Annotated in this window: 17 protein-coding genes; 10 read left to right on the top strand and 7 right to left on the bottom strand. The window is 49.9% G+C overall.

The window, feature by feature from the left end; genetic code table 11:
- Positions 1-17: 17 nt before the first annotated feature.
- Entirely contained in the window at positions 18-824 is an 807-nt protein-coding gene (locus tag OXG10_01900) for a Fic family protein (GenBank protein ID MCY3826122.1), read from the bottom strand.
- 199 nt (positions 825-1,023) lie between these two features.
- On the opposite strand from OXG10_01900, the gene OXG10_01905 reads away from it, so the two are divergent.
- The 3 genes from OXG10_01905 (at position 1,024) to mce (ending at position 3,542) form a co-directional block, all read left to right on the top strand.
- Positions 1,024-1,437, top strand: a complete 414-nt coding sequence (locus tag OXG10_01905) for an EVE domain-containing protein (GenBank protein ID MCY3826123.1) — start codon at positions 1,024-1,026, stop codon at positions 1,435-1,437.
- A gap of 169 nt (positions 1,438-1,606) precedes the next feature.
- Entirely contained in the window at positions 1,607-3,100 is a 1,494-nt protein-coding gene (locus OXG10_01910; protein ID MCY3826124.1) for an Rne/Rng family ribonuclease, read from the top strand.
- Positions 3,101-3,119: 19 nt separating this feature from the next.
- A complete protein-coding gene (mce, locus tag OXG10_01915; protein ID MCY3826125.1) occupies positions 3,120-3,542 on the top strand; it encodes a methylmalonyl-CoA epimerase in 423 nt (140 codons plus the stop codon).
- Positions 3,543-3,557: 15 nt separating this feature from the next.
- Here the strand turns inward: mce and OXG10_01920 are convergent, their stop codons facing one another.
- Entirely contained in the window at positions 3,558-3,737 is a 180-nt protein-coding gene (locus OXG10_01920; protein ID MCY3826126.1) for a twin-arginine translocase TatA/TatE family subunit, read from the bottom strand.
- Between the two features lie 172 nt (positions 3,738-3,909).
- On the opposite strand from OXG10_01920, the gene OXG10_01925 reads away from it, so the two are divergent.
- Positions 3,910-4,680, top strand: a complete 771-nt coding sequence (locus tag OXG10_01925) for a DUF1295 domain-containing protein (GenBank protein ID MCY3826127.1) — start codon at positions 3,910-3,912, stop codon at positions 4,678-4,680.
- A 26-nt stretch (positions 4,681-4,706) separates the two neighbouring features.
- On the opposite strand, the gene glyS is transcribed toward OXG10_01925, so the two are convergent.
- The 4 genes from glyS to trmFO all read right to left on the bottom strand — a co-directional run bounded on the left by glyS (position 4,707) and on the right by trmFO (position 10,298).
- On the bottom strand, positions 4,707-6,797 hold the full coding sequence (gene glyS / locus OXG10_01930; GenBank protein ID MCY3826128.1) for a glycine--tRNA ligase subunit beta: 2,091 nt from the start codon (positions 6,795-6,797) through the stop codon (positions 4,707-4,709).
- The gene (glyQ, locus tag OXG10_01935; GenBank protein ID MCY3826129.1) at positions 6,782-7,669 is read right to left on the bottom strand and encodes a glycine--tRNA ligase subunit alpha; all 888 of its coding nucleotides are present in this window, start codon (positions 7,667-7,669) and stop codon (positions 6,782-6,784) included. Before glyQ ends, glyS begins: the two co-directional genes overlap by 16 nt.
- A gap of 81 nt (positions 7,670-7,750) precedes the next feature.
- On the bottom strand, positions 7,751-8,902 hold the full coding sequence (locus OXG10_01940; protein MCY3826130.1) for a Fic family protein: 1,152 nt from the start codon (positions 8,900-8,902) through the stop codon (positions 7,751-7,753).
- Between the two features lie 70 nt (positions 8,903-8,972).
- On the bottom strand, positions 8,973-10,298 hold the full coding sequence (gene trmFO / locus OXG10_01945) for a methylenetetrahydrofolate--tRNA-(uracil(54)-C(5))-methyltransferase (FADH(2)-oxidizing) TrmFO (protein ID MCY3826131.1): 1,326 nt from the start codon (positions 10,296-10,298) through the stop codon (positions 8,973-8,975).
- A gap of 140 nt (positions 10,299-10,438) precedes the next feature.
- On the opposite strand from trmFO, the gene OXG10_01950 reads away from it, so the two are divergent.
- The 3 genes from OXG10_01950 to purE are packed head-to-tail and all read left to right on the top strand — an operon-like array spanning position 10,439 to position 12,802.
- A complete protein-coding gene (locus tag OXG10_01950; protein MCY3826132.1) occupies positions 10,439-11,098 on the top strand; it encodes an HAD family hydrolase in 660 nt (219 codons plus the stop codon).
- Between the two features lie 19 nt (positions 11,099-11,117).
- Positions 11,118-12,263, top strand: coding sequence for a 5-(carboxyamino)imidazole ribonucleotide synthase (locus tag OXG10_01955; protein ID MCY3826133.1), 1,146 nt, complete (start codon positions 11,118-11,120; stop codon positions 12,261-12,263).
- Entirely contained in the window at positions 12,260-12,802 is a 543-nt protein-coding gene (gene purE / locus OXG10_01960; GenBank protein ID MCY3826134.1) for a 5-(carboxyamino)imidazole ribonucleotide mutase, read from the top strand. Before OXG10_01955 ends, purE begins: the two co-directional genes overlap by 4 nt.
- Positions 12,803-12,872: 70 nt before the next feature.
- Here the strand turns inward: purE and OXG10_01965 are convergent, their stop codons facing one another.
- Positions 12,873-13,325 (bottom strand): type II toxin-antitoxin system MqsA family antitoxin, encoded by a 453-nt coding sequence (locus OXG10_01965; GenBank protein MCY3826135.1) that lies wholly within the window; start codon positions 13,323-13,325, stop codon positions 12,873-12,875.
- A 318-nt stretch (positions 13,326-13,643) separates the two neighbouring features.
- On the opposite strand from OXG10_01965, the gene OXG10_01970 reads away from it, so the two are divergent.
- The 3 genes from OXG10_01970 to OXG10_01980 are packed head-to-tail and all read left to right on the top strand — an operon-like array spanning position 13,644 to position 16,504.
- Positions 13,644-14,891 (top strand): AAA family ATPase, encoded by a 1,248-nt coding sequence (locus OXG10_01970; protein ID MCY3826136.1) that lies wholly within the window; start codon positions 13,644-13,646, stop codon positions 14,889-14,891.
- Positions 14,884-15,489 (top strand): DUF4276 family protein, encoded by a 606-nt coding sequence (locus OXG10_01975; protein ID MCY3826137.1) that lies wholly within the window; start codon positions 14,884-14,886, stop codon positions 15,487-15,489. The genes OXG10_01970 and OXG10_01975 overlap by 8 nt, the downstream gene beginning before the upstream one ends.
- A gap of 34 nt (positions 15,490-15,523) precedes the next feature.
- Complete coding sequence (locus OXG10_01980; protein ID MCY3826138.1) at positions 15,524-16,504, top strand: DNA methyltransferase; 981 nt, start codon at positions 15,524-15,526, stop codon at positions 16,502-16,504.
- The last annotated feature ends 99 nt before the right edge of the window (positions 16,505-16,603 follow it).

Below are 16,603 nucleotides of genomic sequence, written 5' to 3' on the forward strand. Positions count from 1 at the left end.
CGTACAACGACACACGTTCACTGACGTGCAGGTTGAGACAGCTCGCCGGTCTTAAGCAGAGGGTCTCTGTTCTCGCCTGTATCCGTTTTCCCTGCAGCCGCCTTGAGATATATAACAAGTGAGCGGTCAACCGCCCGCGCGACAATTTTCATATATGCCTCTTTAGAGCCGCCCATCTGTGCTTTTTCAAGCGAGTCAATATAGGCCAGCCGGTCGCGTTTGCGTATTATCGCTGTCGGGTAACCCGACATGAGCAGGATCATGTTCATTAGAAGTCGCGCCGTGCGACCGTTGCCATCGGTAAACGGGTGAATGGTAACCAGCCGGTAGTGAGCTTCCGCGGCCAGTTCCACCGGATGCAGGTCAGTCGCCAGCTTGAGCCATTTTGTCAACCCGTTCATAAGGTCCGGCACTTTGTGCGGATTCGGCAGCACAACCGCCGAACCGGAGATTCGCACCGGCGTCACGCGATAACAACCGGCATTCAGATCATCGATACCCTTCATAATAAGATAGTGGATATGCAAGATATCCTTTTCGGTCAGCGAATGCGGTCTGCGTCTGGCTTGTTCTTTCACCCAGTCGAGAGCACGAGCGTGATTTACGGCTTCCATGTGCTCCAGAAGCGATTTGCCCCCGACGGTGAGGCCTTTCTCGACCACCAGCGCGGTTTCACGGCGACCTAGCGTATTTCCTTCGATTGCGTTACTCGTATAGGTCAACTCAACTCGAAACCATTCGTCCAGATTGCTTAGAAGGGCATCAGGCAGCGGTCCATACTCATCCAGCAGCTTCTTTTTTGCGGTTAGTTTCTCGTACTTCATGAGATAGAGCATAAACCATAACGTTATGGTTTTCAAGTCAGATAAAAATCCCGGTGAAATTTTGCAGGTGTCGGCAGTTTTTTTTATAGACCCGAAAAGCCTAAAGGTGCAGGCAATGTTGTGGCGACATGTTTTTTATTCGATATGCAAACCAGTGCTTGGTCTTGAATCTGGATTCCCGCTTGCTATAATTCAGATCGTGAACTACTGGCTTGTTAAATCGGAACCGTTTAAATATTCATGGGAGGAATTTCTCCGCGACGGACGGACATACTGGGACGGGGTTAGGAACTATCAGGCCAGAAATAACCTGAAGAGCATGAGAAAGGGAGATCAGGTTCTTTTCTACCACAGCAACAAGGGCCTTGAAGTGGTAGGTATATCCGAGGTCATAAGGGAATATTACCAGGACCCCACGACGGAAGACGAAAGATGGGTCGTGGTTGACCTGAAGCCCGTGGAAACGCTGCAGAGCCCTGTATCTCTCAAGCAGATAAAGAACGACGAAAGACTCGAGGGCATCTCTCTTGTAAGGCAGAGCAGACTTTCGGTAATGCAGATTGAAAAGAAGCATTTTGATGTAATCGTCGAGCTTGGAAGAAAAAGCCTCTGACTTCCACGAAGATATCTAAGAACCGCCTGCTACCCCAAACAGTCCTCTGTGGAGATTCATTTCGGCGAAACGCTGAACGGAGGTTTCAACCGGCAGGCAAGCTTGTTTTTTCACATCGGCCTCCTACGGTTATACTTACCAAAACAACTAGTTTATATTTTAACATCCTATGAATACTCAACTTATCATCAACTCGCTTTTTAACGAGACGAGGATAGCGGTCTTGGAGAAAAGCAGACTGATCGAGCTTTTCATTGAAAGAAAATCCAGTTCTTCAATGGTGGGCAACATCTACAGGGGGAAAGTCGAAAAGATAGTCCCCGGAATGCAGGCCGCGTTTGTCGGCATGGGAGACGGCAAATCCGGGTTTCTCTCCGCCGAGGATGTGTATGAGGAATCGCTTAGCGAACTTTTTCTTGAAGAGGAAGAGACAAAAAAGTCTTCCAGAAAAAACCATCAACCGATACAGAATGTGCTGCGTCAGGGTCAGGAAGTTATGGTTCAGGTTACAAAGGAACCCACCGGGAACAAGGGTCCCAAGCTTACCTCTCACGTGGGCATACCGGGCAAGTATCTTGTTCTGCTTCCCGGGGCAGGCTCGGTGAACCTATCCCGCAAAATAACCGACAGAAAAAGCAGGAAAAGATTTTCCGAAATCATGCGGAACAAGCCCGAAGACATGGGTTTTATAGTGAGAACGGCGTGTGTGGAAGCGGATGAGAAGGACATCAAGAGCGAGATGAGGGCGCTTGTGAGGAAGTGGAGAAGGATAAAGAAAAAGTATGAAGAATCGAAAAACCCGGGCGTGATATACGAAGAAGCCGATACCTGTATCAGGGTCGTCAGGGACCTGATGGGAAACGGCCTTAAGAAAATTGTCGTTGATTCCCCCAAAGCCCACGGCCGGATTACCAAGTACTTTTCCGACAAAATTAAGAAGGATGGCTTCAAAGTCGATATGTACAATAAAGAAGAGCCCATATTCGACAGATACGGAATCGAGAGCCAGATCGAAAAGATGTACAGAAAAAAGGCCTGGATGAAGTCGGGGGGCTACCTGATCATAGACGAGGCCGAGGGGCTTACCGTGATAGACGTTAACTCCGGGAAACTTGTCGGAGAGGAGTTTCACAAGAAAACAATAATGAAAACGAACGAGGAAGCCGCAGTTGAAGCCGCGAGGCAGATAAGGCTTCGCAACCTGGTCGGAATCATAGTTATCGATTTTATAGACATGCAGTCTGTCAGGTCGAGAAAGAAAATAGAGTCGCTTTTCACGAATGAGATGAAAAAGGATAAAGCGAGGACCACGATCCAGGAAATATCGTCTTTCAGCGTAATCCAGCTTACCAGACGCAGGGTCAGGGAAAGTATACTTTCCGACCTGACCGAACCCTGCGATACCTGCGAGGGGAGTGGGCGGATAAAGTCGATATACACCACCTGTTACGAGATACTGAGGGATATTGATCAATGGACAAGGCAGAGCGCTGAAGGGCCTCTTGTCGTGCAGGCCAACAAGAAGGTTGTAGCGAAGCTCAGAGAGATAGAAGGAAGATCCATGAGAAGAATCCAGCGGGAGAGGGGGGTAAAGATAAAGTTCAAATCGGTTGAAGATCCTCTCGAGAAGTACATCATTTCCAGAGAGGGGGCTTCGGGTTAGCCGAAAGGAGTGTTCTGAGTTGAGCAGGAACGGATTTCTTTATCATGTGGCGATCGCCGTAAGGGATATCGAGAAAGCTGAAGATATTTACTCCAAATTACTCGGACTTAGGGTTGTCCACAGAGAGGACGTAGTCAACTATGGGGTGAAAACATCGATGCTTTGCTCCGAATCAGAAGAGGGCACTGCGGTAGAACTTATCGAACCTTTGGACGAAAATTCTCCGATTTCGCAATTCCTGAAGAAAAGAGGAGAGGGTGTCCATCACATCTGCTTTCTTGTGGACGATATAGAATCTTCTCTCCGGGCCCTCGAAAAAGAAGGTGTCAGGCTGATCGATGAACATGCGAGACCCGGATCTTACAACTGCAAAGTTGCCTTTATACATCCCAAGTCAACGAACGGAGTGCTTGTGGAACTTGCGGAGAAGATAAAGGATTGAGGAGATGGTCTTTGATCAGGTGCCGCTTTGCCCCTCTTCCTTATTGTCTGGGTCGTCGTCTTTTAGGGATTTTCTGAACCCGCTTATTCCCTTGCCGAGCGAAGACCCCAGATCTCCGAGTCTGCTCGGACCGAAGATTATGAGCAGGATTGCCAGTATCAGGATTAATTCCCATATTCCGAATTGTCCGAACATATGAGGGAAATGATACCCGAATACTGTTGCTTCTCAAGTATTTCAGGATGATACTCTGAATTTAGCGATATTACGTCTGCGCAGGCGGAACTCGGGTTCAGGTCGCGTCCCCTGGCGGATTCGCTGAGGGGCACCTATCGATGGTTTGACGAGCAGGGCATGCTCGGCGAGAATGGTTGAGATGGCCGAGGAACAACTTCACAGCGTGATGGTATGGGCAGTCATTGCTGCGGCTGTCCCGACGTTTTTTTATCTGCTCCGTAAAACCGCACCCTACGGCCGTCATTACGCAGGTGCGGGCTGGGGGCCGCACATTTCCAGCAGACTCGGCTGGATCATCATGGAACTGCCGGCGGTTGTCGTCTTCCTCGCCGTCTATTTTAACGGGAAGTCTGCGTTCCACATCGTGCCGCTGCTCTTTCTGGTAATGTGGCAGTGCCACTATCTGAATCGGACGTTCGTTTACCCGTTTCGGATCAGGACAAGCGGGCGGAAGACGCCGCTGCTGGTGGTCGGGTCGGGCTTTTTCTTCAATGTGATTAACGCCTACGTCAATGCCCGATTCATTTCCGAATTCGGCGAGTACACAGTTGGATGGCTTGCCGACCCTCGTTTCCTGATCGGCGTCGGGGTTTTCTTAGTCGGGATTGCTCTCAACCTCCACGCCGACAACATCCTCATTCGTCTACGCAGACCGGGCGGGACCGGCTACGTGGTTCCGCATGGTGGCGGGTTTCGCTTTGTCTCGTGCCCGAATTATATGGGCGAAATCCTCGAATGGGTCGGCTGGGCACTAGCAACGTGGTCGTTGAGCGGCCTAGCCTTCTTGCTGTTTACCTCCGCTAATCTCGTTCCCAGGGCGCGCAGCAACCATCAATGGTATGTGGAAACCTTCAAGGATTATCCACCGCACCGCAAGGCCCTGATACCGGGCATTTATTGATTAATAAGCGTATGGTTGGCTGCGTGTCAGATTTTCGAGAAATCGGCAATCATGAAAAACAGATCTTTTATTTCATTGAGCAAAGCCAGACGATTGTCTCTGATCTTCTTGTTTTTGTCCATGACCATTACCGCGTCAAAGAAACGATCTATTGGTGCGGAGAGTGTTTTTATGGATTCAAGCGCTTTGAGGTAATCGCTTTGCCTGGCAGCTTTTTCAGAATCGGCCAATTTCTTTAAAACCGCTGTCTGCGTCTTGGTAAAAGCTCTATGGAGGTCCTTTTCCTCTTTTCGCTTAAACAGCTTCTTGTCAAGCGGTGAAGACGGTCTGGTTTTCGCTATGTTAAAAACCCTCTTAAAGCCTGTGGCGAGGGCCTCAAAATCCTTTCGTTTTGCGAATTTCTCAAGCGCGTTTATTCTGCGGTAGGCGTCAAGGGGATTGTCAAAACCTGCCGAGATTACAGATTCGACGACATTTCTCTCGTAACCTGACTCTGTCATTAGGTTGCGGAACCTTTCGGAGAAAAACGCGAGAATGTTCACTTTAAGTTCTTCCTCGGACAGCTTGCCGTCACGAGCTTTTTGCGCGTCCATGGAATCGAGCACGAGCCTTACGCCGCGTTCAAGGAGCGTGGAGAGAGAAATATCAAGCTTCTTCTCTATGGCGATTCTTATTATTCCGAGGGTCTGTCTTCTCAGCGCATAGGGATCGGAAGATCCAGTGGGCGCGAGATCCGCGATGAAGGACGAGCAGATGTTATCCGTTTTGTCCACTATGCTTAGAAGTGCTCCGGTTTTCGTTCGCGGGAGTTCACCGGTCCTCGTAAGCGGCATGTATTGCTCCTCGATCGCGTTCGCGACGGCCTTTTTCTCCTTGGAAACAAGCGAGTAATACTTGCCCATTACACCTTGGAGTTCGGCGAATTCAAAGACCATCTGGGTCGCGAGGTCGGACTTTGAGAGTTCCGCGGCCCTTTCAAGATCGGAGCTGGCAAAGATGTCGGCGGCAAGCATTCTCATACGCTCGACTTTTTCCCTGTAAGTCCCTATATCGGATAGAAACACCATGCTCTCAAGATCTTCTGTGTAGGCGCTTAAGCTTTTCTTCGTATCTTCGGAGAAAAAGAATTCGGCGTCGTTAAGTCTAGCCCTTATTACCCGCTCGTTTCCCCTTATAATTACCTGTTTATCCTTAACCGGGGTTCCGCAGACAAAGATGAAACAGGGAAGAAGCTTGCCGGTCTTCTCAGAATACACGGGGAAATATTTCTGGTGATTCTTCATCACGCTTATAAGAACTTCCTCGGGCAACCGCAGGTATTTTTCCTCGAACTCTCCCACCAGAACCGTCGGATGCTCCACCAGGTTCACCACGGTTTCAAGCAGTTCAGAATCTTCCTTTATGGTTCCGCCTATCTTTTTGGCCGCCGCCTCTGTGTCCCTTCTTATGATTTTCTTTCTTCTCTCCGGGTCCGCTACTACGTTGTTTTTCTCAAGTGTTTTCAGATAATTTCCCCAGGATGTCACTCGAAACGGTTTCGGGGAAGTGAACCTGTGGCCGAAGCTTCGGTCAGAACTTTTGATGTTCTCAACGCTGAATTTTACTGGCTTGCCATCGTAGAGCGCCGCTATCCATCTTATAGGTCTTGCGAAGGTCAGTTTCCCGTCGCCCCATCTCATTGATTTCCGGAATGGGACCGATGAGATTACTCTCGGAAGAATCTCTTTTAGAACGGATGAAGTTTTTTTCCCCTTTACCGTTTTCCTTACGCAGAGGAATTCGCCGGTATCCCTTTTTGCGATAACGAGTTCCTCAACATCGACTTTCTGGGACCTAGCGAAACCCGCAGCGGCCTTGGTGGGCTTTCCGTCTTCGTCAAACGCTATGCGCTTGGGCGGCCCGAAGTTCTCGGTCGTGCGGTCTTTCTGCTTTCTTTCAAGTCCGCTTACCCTTGCCGAAAGTCTTCTCGGGGTATAGAAGATTTCCATTTCCTCGAATTCAATACCCTTGTCGCGGAGTTCTCCGCTTAGAATATTGCCCAGATCCTCCCGGGCTTTTTCAAGGAAGAGAGCAGGTATTTCCTCCGTTCCGATTTCGAGTATCAGTTCTTTTTCCATGGGTTGTTTTTCAGGAGGGGGAATCCCAGGTTTTCTCTGGTCTGCAGATACGAAGTTGCGCACAGATTCGCAAGCGCCCTTACCCTCGCTATGTATGAGGCCCGCTCGGCTACCCCAATCGCCCCTCTCGCGTCAAGCAGGTTGAAGGTGTGCGAACTTTTAAGACAGTATTCGTAAGCGGGGAGGGGGAGCTCCTTTTCGATAAGTGATCTGCATTCCTGCTCGTACATGTTAAACAGGTCGCTTAGCATCGCGGGATCGGATTCCTCGAAGTTGTACTTTGAGAACTGGACTTCGCTCTGATGATGAATCTCTCCATACGTTATTTCCTTTGTCCATTCAAGATCGTAAACGCTTTCGACTTCCTGCAGGTACATCGCTATTCTTTCGGTTCCGTATGTTATCTCGGCCGATATCGGATCAAGATCTATTCCGCCCGCCTGCTGAAAATATGTGAACTGGGTTATTTCCATACCGTCAAGCCAAACCTCCCAACCAAGTCCCCACGCTCCGAGCGTCGGGGATTCCCAGTCATCCTCAACGAACCTTATATCGTGCTCAAGAGGGTTTATTCCGAATGACTTCAGACTGTCGAGGAAAAGTTCTTGGATATCATCGGGAGAAGGCTTTATTATCACCTGGAACTGATAGTAGTGCTGAAGCCTGTTGGGATTATCTCCGTATCTTCCGTCGGTCGGTCTCCTTGAAGGTTCGACATATGCCACGTGCCAAGGCTCGGGACCGAGGCAGCGCAGGAATGTGGCCGGGTGAAAAGTTCCGGCGCCTTTTTCTATGTCGTAGGGCTGGACCACCAGACATCCCTTGGATGACCAGTAATCCTGAAGAGCCAAAATAAGTTCCTGATATGTCATGACCGGCAAAATACTACCATTAAAATAGAAGAATCAAATATGCCGGCACTTTTGTAAGGGCTTTACCCGCGGGCATGCTTGTTATGAGGTTGTTTGTTGACCAGTTGTTTTATAACGGTCCGATTCCTCAAAGGAAGGCAGTTTGAGCCAGTACCGTGTGTGGCGTCGCTGCCCGGTTCTGTTTAGTGCGCCCATGGCGACCATATTAGCTAGATCGCGCGTCGCCGTCGAAGCCGTTGCCCCAGTTATTCTTTGATAATTTTGTGCGCTGAGACCGCCCTCAAAACCATCCGGTTCAGCATCGAAGAGCCGTAGAAGGATTTTTTCCTGTCGCGGGTTTAACGAGCCATGGAGCCGATCGAATAACCGTGTTTGCTGAATTGACCGGATCAGACGGCGTTCGCTCCAGGTCTGGGCGTCAAGCACTGTATCCGCAAACCACACAAGCCAGTTGGTAATATCAAGCGATCTGCCACTCTCATCCAGAATAGCATAGTAGCCCTTGCGCCTTCGGGCGATGGTGCGGGAAAGCGCAATTAAACTTGGTTCGCCGAGTGACTGGGCGAGGGCTTTTTCCGCCAAAGCACGGGCTATGCGACCGTTTCCGTCCTCGAAGGGGTGAATACGTACAAAGTACAGATGTGCCGTCCCGGCCCATGCCAGAGAGGACATCCTGCTTCCGATTGAGGCAATCTGATCGTACCACTCTATGAAACGTTCCATCTCCTCTGTCATCCGCTCCGAAGGTGGTGCTTCATAGTGAATCTTGGGGTTATAATCCGGCCCGGAAACGACCTGCATAGCTTCGGGGTGGCGACGATAGCCGCCGACAACCTCCAGATGAGGACGGTCTCGCATAAGCATCCGGTGCCAGCGCCACAGCGTTTCGTGGTCAAGCGGGCGGTCAAACTCATGGTAGAGCGCTACCATCATTTCAGCTACTCCCTCTTCCTCGGGTGAAGCGGTTTTCCGGCTGGCGGTTAATCCAAATCGTCGTCGGATGGAGGATTGCACTGATTCCCGGTCGAGAGTCTCACCTTCAATTGCGGATGTTTCGACCGCCTCGCCGCTCAGCCATTTAACTCGCAGTTCGGACTGATCTTCATGGGTGAGCTGGCGCCAAGCGCCGATCCTGCGACCTGACTCATGCAGGAAACGCTCTTCGAAAGGTGCCAGAACAGACCGATCCCATGTGAAGTCCGGCCAGTTAGAATGTTGCCATACCCATTTCATGAGCTATAAAAACACCTCCTATAGCCCATATTCTTACCTGTTTCTGGGCTATAGGGCAAGCTCTATGGTTTCAGCGAAAAGCGGACACCCGGTAAAAAGGGTCGTACGCACTCATGCTTTCTATAGCTCTTTGAGCGATAATCCTACGCTTTTTTTCTTTCCCCATTTTTCCCTCAACCTTGGGGAAAAGCCCGAAGTTTATGTTCATCGGCTGAAATCCGCTTTTTCCTGGGGTTGAGATGTACTCAAGCAGGGAACCTATGGATGTTTCCCTTGGGACGTGGGCAGGTGCGAGCCCAAGCGCTTTTCTCGAGGCGTTTATTCCGCAGACGATTCCGGTTGCTGCGGACTCGACGTATCCTTCAACTCCCGTGATCTGCCCGGCGAAAAAGAGGCCCGGACGGGAACTCAGGGAAAGGTCTTTCTCAAGGAGTCTCGGGGAATCTATGTACGTGTTTCTGTGCACGCTTCCGTATCTTAGAAACTCCGCCCTTTCAAGCCCCGGGATCTTCCTGAAAACGGTTCTTTGCTGAGGGTATCTGAGCTTTGTCTGAAACCCCACCATGTTGTACATCGTTTCCTCGCTGTTCTCCGTTCTTAGCTGCAGAACTGCAAAGGGGGTTTTCCCGGTTCTCGGATCAATTAGGCCGACGGGTTTTAGGGGGCCGAACCGAAGAGTATCTCTTCCTCTCTCGCATATGACCTCAACCGGCATGCAGCTTTGGAAGTAGAGTGCTTTCTCAAATTCCCTGGTCTCCACTTTTTCTCCGCGGATCAGGTCGTCAACAAGCTCGTAGTACTGATCCTCAGAGAGCGGACAGTTGAGATAATCTCCCTCCTCAGAGTCTCCGTGGCCGTATCTTGATCCCCTGAAGATTTTCGAGCGGTCGATTGTATCTGCGTCGATTATCGGCGAGATGGCGTCGTAGAAGTAAAGATATTCGGATTCCGTGAGCGAGGAAATCTCCGCGCAAAGTGCATCCGAGGTAAGAGGACCGGTGGCCACGACCACGGTCCCGTTTTCGGGTATTTTCGTTACCTCTTCCCTTTTCAGGTCTATAAGTTCGTTGCCCTGGATTTTCCGCGTTATGTAATCCGAGAACATTTCCCTGTCGACCGCGAGAGCTTTTCCCGCGGGAACCTTTGAGGCCTCGGCTGCCTCGATCACGAGTGAGCCGAGGCGCCTCATTTCCTCTTTAAGTATTCCTGAGGCGTTCTCCATGGATGCCGATTTGAGAGAATTGCTGCACACAAGCTCCGCGAGATCCGAAGTTCTGTGCGCGGCGGTTTTCCTCCGCGGCCTCATTTCATAGAGAGTTACCCTTACTCCAAACTTTGAGATCTGATTTGCGGCTTCAACCCCTGCGAGCCCTGCGCCGATTACTGTTATTGACAATTGCTTATACCAAGATCCTTGAACTTGAGTAACCCTTTTGTGAATTCAAGCAGTTCAATTTTAACAGACTGCGGAAGTTTCGCATCTACCGCGGTCCGTTTTGTAGCAAGGACTTACATAAGATATAATTCCCCAAGATTATGAGCTATGGAGCAGTTGTATTTGACCTTGACGGAACCCTGATTGACTCTCTTGAGGATCTTGCTGATGCCGTGAATCAGGCACTCGGAATAAACGGATTTCCGCCGCGCGCGACCGGGTGCTACAGGTACTTTATAGGAAAGGGTCCGAAGGTTATGGTGTCAAGAGCCCTCCCCGAGGACAAAAGAAACAATGATGCTGTCGTTGAAAAATGCCTTACCGATTTCAACAGCATCTACAGCCGTGCCTTTAACGTAAAAACCACTCTTTATGACGGTATACCGGATCTTCTGAACGAGCTTTCCGAAAGAGGTCTGAAAAAGGCGATTCTTACCAACAAGCCGCACGTGTTTACCGAAAAATACGTGGAGGATCTGCTTGCCGACTGGAATTTCGAGGTGGTCATAGGGCAGAGGGATGAAATTCCGAGAAAACCGGATCCCTCGGGAGCGCTGCGGATATCAAGGGAACTCGGAATTGACTCGTCACAGATGGTTTATCTTGGAGACTCGGGGGTGGATATGCTTACTGCAGTTGGGGCGGGTATGCTTCCGGTGGGAGTTCTCTGGGGTTTCCGAACGGGAGACGAGCTTCGTGAAAACGGAGCCGAACATCTTATAGAAACTCCGATGGAACTGCTCTCAATTATTGATTTGTAGCTTCCGGCGTATAATGGCCATGGATTTTGAACATGTAAAACTGGGAATTCTCGGAGGCGGTCAGCTCGGGAAAATGCTCTGTCTGGTTGCGAGCAACTGGAACCTCCGCACCTATGTGCTCGATCCTTCCGCCGATTGTCCGACGGCGTCCGTGTGCACCGGGTTTACCCATGGAGATTTCAGGAATTACGAGGATGTCTACGAGTTTGGCAGAAATGTTGACATCCTGACAATAGAGATTGAGCACGTAAACCTGCAGGCGCTTTTTCGGCTGCGGGAAGAAGGAGTCATCATAAGGCCTGAACCCCACGCGCTTGAACTCATACAGGACAAGGCGAAGCAGAAGGAGTTCTATGTTTCAAAGGGGCTCCCCACAGCCGATTTTTCGGTCTTTCCCGGGAAAGAGGCTATAGTTGCGGCCGTAGGGTCCGGTGAGATAAAAATTCCTTTCGTCCAGAAACTTTCAAGGACGGGTTATGACGGAAGAGGAGTTTATGTCGTTAGAAAAAAGGAACAGCTCGACGATCTTTTAGAAGGAGAATCGGTCATTGAAGACCTTGTTGATGTGGAAAAGGAGATTTCCGTTATAGTCTCGCGTAATTCCACCGGGGAAACGAAATGTTTTCCTCCGGTAGAAATGCTGTTTAACAGCAATGCAAACATAGTTGAATTCCTGATAAGTCCCTGCGAGCTTGACAACGCAATGTCCGCTCAGGCATGTGAACTTGCCGAGCGCACGATAAGGTCTTTTGACATGTGCGGGATACTTGCGGTTGAGATGTTTGTTTCCAAAAAAGGCGAGATACTTATAAACGAATCCGCTCCGAGACCGCATAACAGCGGGCATCACACGATTGACGCGGCTCGCACCTCGCAGTATGAGCAGTGTCTGAGATCGATTCTCGATCTTCCCCCGGGCGATACTGAAATAAAAACTCCTTCTGTTATGATTAACATTCTCGGGCAGCCGGGTTTCGAGGGCGAGGTAAGGTACGAGGGACTTCGTGGATGCATGGGCGTTGAAGGAGCCAAGTTCCACATATACGGTAAGACCCTTACCAAGCCTTACAGAAAAATGGGACATGTCACCGTGCTTGACGATGATATTTCAGGCGCGCTTGAGAAAGCGAGATTCATAATGAGCAATCTGAGGGCGATAGCATGAAACCTATTTTAGTAAGCGTTATCATGGGTTCTGACTCGGATCTTCCAGTCATGGCGGAAGCGGTTGAGGTTCTGGAACAATTCGGCGTAGGGCATGAAGTTACCATAGTCTCGGCACACAGAACTCCGGAGCGGCTTGTGGATTTTTCAAAAAAAGCTCACAAAAGAGGAGTTAAGGTCATAATAGCCGGGGCAGGGGGTGCGGCGCATCTTCCGGGAATGGTGGCCTCCGTTTCTCCCCTTCCGGTCATAGGGGTTCCGATAAAATCCTCAAACTCGATTGATGGATGGGACTCTGTGCTTTCCATCCTGCAGATGCCCTCGGGCGTTCCGGTCGCCACGGTAGCTCTCGGCGGGGCGAAAAACGCCGGCATCCTTGCCGTTGAAATTCTTTCCGTTGCCGACCCGGAACTTTCACGTTCGGTAGTGGAGCACAAAAAGAAGCTTTCCTCTGAAGTAAAGAAGAAGGCAGCGCGACTTGAAAAGATGGGTGCCTCGGTCTATCTTGAGCGGACAGGCGAGAAGAAGAAATCTTCCTGAGACTTGTACCTTCCCTCGCTGCTTTTGATCATCCCGCTGAGAGGGATTTCTGTTTGAATGTGAGGGCCGTTCAATGCCTTTGCCTGACAACAGGTATTCTGCAGGGAAGGTAACTCCTCCTTTTTCGCAGAATTTCAAGATTTTCCGGTTGGCTCAGCAGGTAGAGCAGGTTGTCCATGACTTCATTCTGAATCAGGTGTCCCCGCTCCCACCTGCTGAGGGTTTCTTCGTCGATTCCCGTTTCGCGGGAAAATTCTTCCTGAGACATGTTCGTGCGCTTTCGAATACGGGTTATCTCTTCGGGCGTCAGCACCCCAAGATAATTGCATACGGCTTCATGCCTCAAGTCATCCGCCCTGCTGTCTGTATACTCAAAGGAGCACTCATTGCAGCTGTAGACATCCACAACTGCGCTCAGAAAAACGCGTGGTTGAGAATTTCCGTACTCAAATCTGTCCTCTTCTTTCCTTATGTGCACATCAGAGGATCCACACATGTGGCAGGTGATGCTCTGTTTATCCATTTTTTCGGTTCCTTTTTAATTGCTACCGCTCTCCCCGTCGCTCAAATGAAAACTTGTAGCTGCTCACCCCCTCCCCGCAAGAGAGCTTTAGGAAGGTGAGGTCGTATTGGGGTTGATTATACTGCGTTCCTCAATGGTGGCAAGAATTAAGGAACGTGAAACTTAGCAAAGTCATTTCTTCCTTTACAATTACATTGTCGAAACACATAATAAACACGACACAATAAAAGAAAAGGTTTGGCAACAAAACCACTTTTAAGCAAACTATTTTTACACTTTACAGTCATATTGCTTGCCACACCTAGGTAGAAGAACCTGATGCTGACGAAACTAACTGTCCGTAACTTTAAATCGCTTGACGACGTGACAGTCGAATTACCGCGTCTTGCTGTTCTCTTTGGACCAAACGCGGCAGGCAAGAGCAATCTTCTCGACGCTATTCAGGCGCTTTCATGGATGGGCAATGCGCGCACGTTGCTTGATGCGCTTGGAGGACCTCTTCCTGTCCGAGGTCTTTCCTTTGAAGCGTTTTCTTTTCCTTCGGATGGATTACCAGCATTACTGCGAAAACAGTCTGCACGGTTCACCCTAGAAGCCGATTTGGTTACCAAAAACGGGAAATACCGATATCGTATCGAACCGGAAATCGATTTCAAATCGGGTCGTCTAAGCGTTGCTGACGAGTATCTTGCCCAGCTCGGAGTTGCTGGCAATCCAAAGGGAACACCTGCTATCGAGCGCGTAGATTCCACTCTACACATTCGGCGTAAAGGCAAGGCAGGTCCTCCTCGGCGGGAACCATTAGGTTTGAACCATTCAATTCTTTCCGATTTAAGTCTTGGCGGAAAGGATTACCTCTGGTTCGAGCAAGTGCGCATGGAACTTTATAAATGGCGCACCTATTATCTTGAGCCACGAATGGTGATGCGTGTCGAGGAACCCCCTGCTGATGTTTCAGACATTGGTGTTCACGGACAGTATATTGCGCCGTTTTTATACAAGCTTCAAGCCGAGTACCCGAAGCATTTTAATGCTGTATCTCGAACATTAAGATCGATAGTGCCGAGTATAGATAAACTTACTGTCGAACTGGATGAGAAACGCGGCACGCTGAACCTCCTGATTCGGCAGTCAGGTATAGAGTATTCATCTCGTGTTCTATCCGAAGGAACGCTACGGATCCTCGCACTTTGCGCAATTGCCGTTAATCCTTGGGAAAATTCTCTGTTGGCACTTGAGGAACCCGAAAGTGGAGTTCATCCGCGTCGACTTGAACTGATAGCTCAGCTGTTACTGTCTTTAACCAAGCAGCCTGGCCGTCAGGTCATTGTTACAACCCACTCCCCGCTGTTTGCCGATGCGATACTGAAGGCGAAGCGCGAGTCATCGTCACCTGATGATATCGGGCTGTTTAACGTTCGCCGCGTAGAGCGAGCCACCGTGATTGAGCCCTTTAATATAAGTGGTCCGCTGTTTAAGGATATGGAAATTACCGCGGCGCTGGCTGATGATATGGACGACGGGGGATTTGAAAGCCTGCTGTTACGAGGCCTTATTGATGAGTAATCGAGTGGTGGTCGATCTCTTCGCCGAGGATTTGGCACATGAAAAGTTTTTGGAACCAATGCTGAATCGGGTTGCCCGCGAAGAAGGTGTCAAGGTATGGACCAGAGTGATTTCCGCCAAAGGCGGACACGGCAGAGCCATTAAAGAATTTGAACGTTATCAGAATACCAAAGACAAACTTGACAGAGAACCGGGGGATTTTGTGGTGGTTGCCATTGATGGGAACTGTTCCACATTTGTTAAGGCGCGAGAGGAAATTCTGAATTCTACAACTCCAGCGTTGATTGACAAACTGGTTGTCGCATGCCCAGACCCGCATGTTGAACGTTGGTACCTCGCAGACCCAAAGTCATTCGAGGTCGTTGTGGGTTATCGTCCCAAAATCATCCCTAATAAGTGTGAACGTGATCACTACAAACACTTACTGTTGGAAGCGATCCGCAAAGCTGGCCATCCGGCTCCGCTGGGTGGAATTGAATTCGCCTCTGAGCTTGTGGAAGAAATGGATCTCTATCGAGCTGGGAAGTCTGATTCATCTCTAAAGGCGTTTCTGGATGACCTTCGAATCAAATTAAAGACAGTTTCTACTAGATCCTAAAAAATTTATAGACACGGGTCGGGTTGCAATACAAATGATAAAGGGAACGAACACGAAATTGGTGAATGCAGTTGCGGCGTACTTCACCGAACTTAGGCAGGTGCGTGCGTCAGGTGGCGCAACCGGAGAGCGGTCGAGGTATGGGCCGCTTGCTAATCTGCTGAATGCTATTGGCGCGATGCTCAAGCCAAAGGTGTTCTGTGTTGGCGAGCTTGCCGACCAAGGCGCTGGCCATCCCGACTTCGGTTTCTATGCGGCAAAGCAGATTAAGAAGGGACAACCGCGCTATGGCCAAATGCCGGAACGTGGCGTGGTTGAAGTGAAAGCTGCCGATGACGATGCGTGGCTCACCGCTGAGGGTGATCAGGTAAGCGGTTACTGGAACCATTACCGGCTGGTGCTTGTGACCAACACGCGCGATTTTATATTGGTGGGTGAAGATGGTTCAGGCCTTCCGGTGAAACTCGAAACCTTCCAACTGGCAGATGGTGTAGACGATTTTAATCGAAAATTAGATAAGCCTCTTGCCTTTGCCCGCGAGGTTGGTACTGGCTTCGGTGAATATCTTGCACGTGCCCTTTCACATCAAGCCACACTTGCTGAGCCGAGAGATTTGGCATGGTTGCTTGCTTCTTATGCGCGCGACGGCTTAGAACGAGTTGAAGCGGCGGACGACACTCCATCGCTCAAGACAATACGTTCGGCATTGGAAGAAGCGCTAGGAGTTCAATTCGAGGGCGAACGCGGCATGCGTTTTTTCCATTCGACACTGGTACAAACTCTGTTCTACGGAGTCTTCTCGGCCTGGGTTCTTTGGTCTAAGAACTTAAAGGCCAATGAAGGTCCTCTGTTTGAGGGCAGTTACAGACCCGCGCAATTCGACTGGCGTGCGACGGTCTGGAATTTACGCGCTCCAGTATTACGAACCTTGTTCCAGCAGATTTCCGACCCCGGACGCCTGCAACCGCTTGGCCTTGTTGAAATCTTGGACTGGACGGCGGCTACACTAAACTGAGCTTCCAGTATAAGGGATGAGCTAACTTTCTGTTTTCACTGGACAAATCAATTTTTCCGTTGTTCCCCGCTGGGGACACTACTGCAATTTTACCCCCAG

This window comes from Candidatus Dadabacteria bacterium (assembly GCA_026706695.1).
Lineage (GTDB): Bacteria > Desulfobacterota_D > UBA1144 > Nemesobacterales > Nemesobacteraceae > Nemesobacter.

What these genes read in the sequence shown, in the direction of transcription:
- OXG10_01910 (MCY3826124.1), top strand. Translation starts at nt 1,607, where the DNA reads ATGAATACTCAACTTATCATCAACTCGCTTTTTAACGAGACGAGGATA.
- purE (MCY3826134.1), top strand. Translation starts at nt 12,260, where the DNA reads ATGAAACCTATTTTAGTAAGCGTTATCATGGGTTCTGACTCGGATCTT.
- OXG10_01975 (MCY3826137.1), top strand. Translation starts at nt 14,884, where the DNA reads ATGAGTAATCGAGTGGTGGTCGATCTCTTCGCCGAGGATTTGGCACAT.
- OXG10_01980 (MCY3826138.1), top strand. Translation starts at nt 15,524, where the DNA reads ATGATAAAGGGAACGAACACGAAATTGGTGAATGCAGTTGCGGCGTAC.
- OXG10_01950 (MCY3826132.1), top strand. Translation starts at nt 10,439, where the DNA reads ATGAGCTATGGAGCAGTTGTATTTGACCTTGACGGAACCCTGATTGAC.
- OXG10_01925 (MCY3826127.1), top strand. Translation starts at nt 3,910, where the DNA reads ATGGTTGAGATGGCCGAGGAACAACTTCACAGCGTGATGGTATGGGCA.
- OXG10_01970 (MCY3826136.1), top strand. Translation starts at nt 13,644, where the DNA reads ATGCTGACGAAACTAACTGTCCGTAACTTTAAATCGCTTGACGACGTG.
- glyS (MCY3826128.1), bottom strand. Translation starts at nt 6,797, where the DNA reads ATGGAAAAAGAACTGATACTCGAAATCGGAACGGAGGAAATACCTGCT.
- OXG10_01940 (MCY3826130.1), bottom strand. Translation starts at nt 8,902, where the DNA reads ATGAAATGGGTATGGCAACATTCTAACTGGCCGGACTTCACATGGGAT.
- glyQ (MCY3826129.1), bottom strand. Translation starts at nt 7,669, where the DNA reads ATGACATATCAGGAACTTATTTTGGCTCTTCAGGATTACTGGTCATCC.
- OXG10_01965 (MCY3826135.1), bottom strand. Translation starts at nt 13,325, where the DNA reads ATGGATAAACAGAGCATCACCTGCCACATGTGTGGATCCTCTGATGTG.
- OXG10_01955 (MCY3826133.1), top strand. Translation starts at nt 11,118, where the DNA reads ATGGATTTTGAACATGTAAAACTGGGAATTCTCGGAGGCGGTCAGCTC.
- OXG10_01920 (MCY3826126.1), bottom strand. Translation starts at nt 3,737, where the DNA reads ATGTTCGGACAATTCGGAATATGGGAATTAATCCTGATACTGGCAATC.
- OXG10_01900 (MCY3826122.1), bottom strand. Translation starts at nt 824, where the DNA reads ATGAAGTACGAGAAACTAACCGCAAAAAAGAAGCTGCTGGATGAGTAT.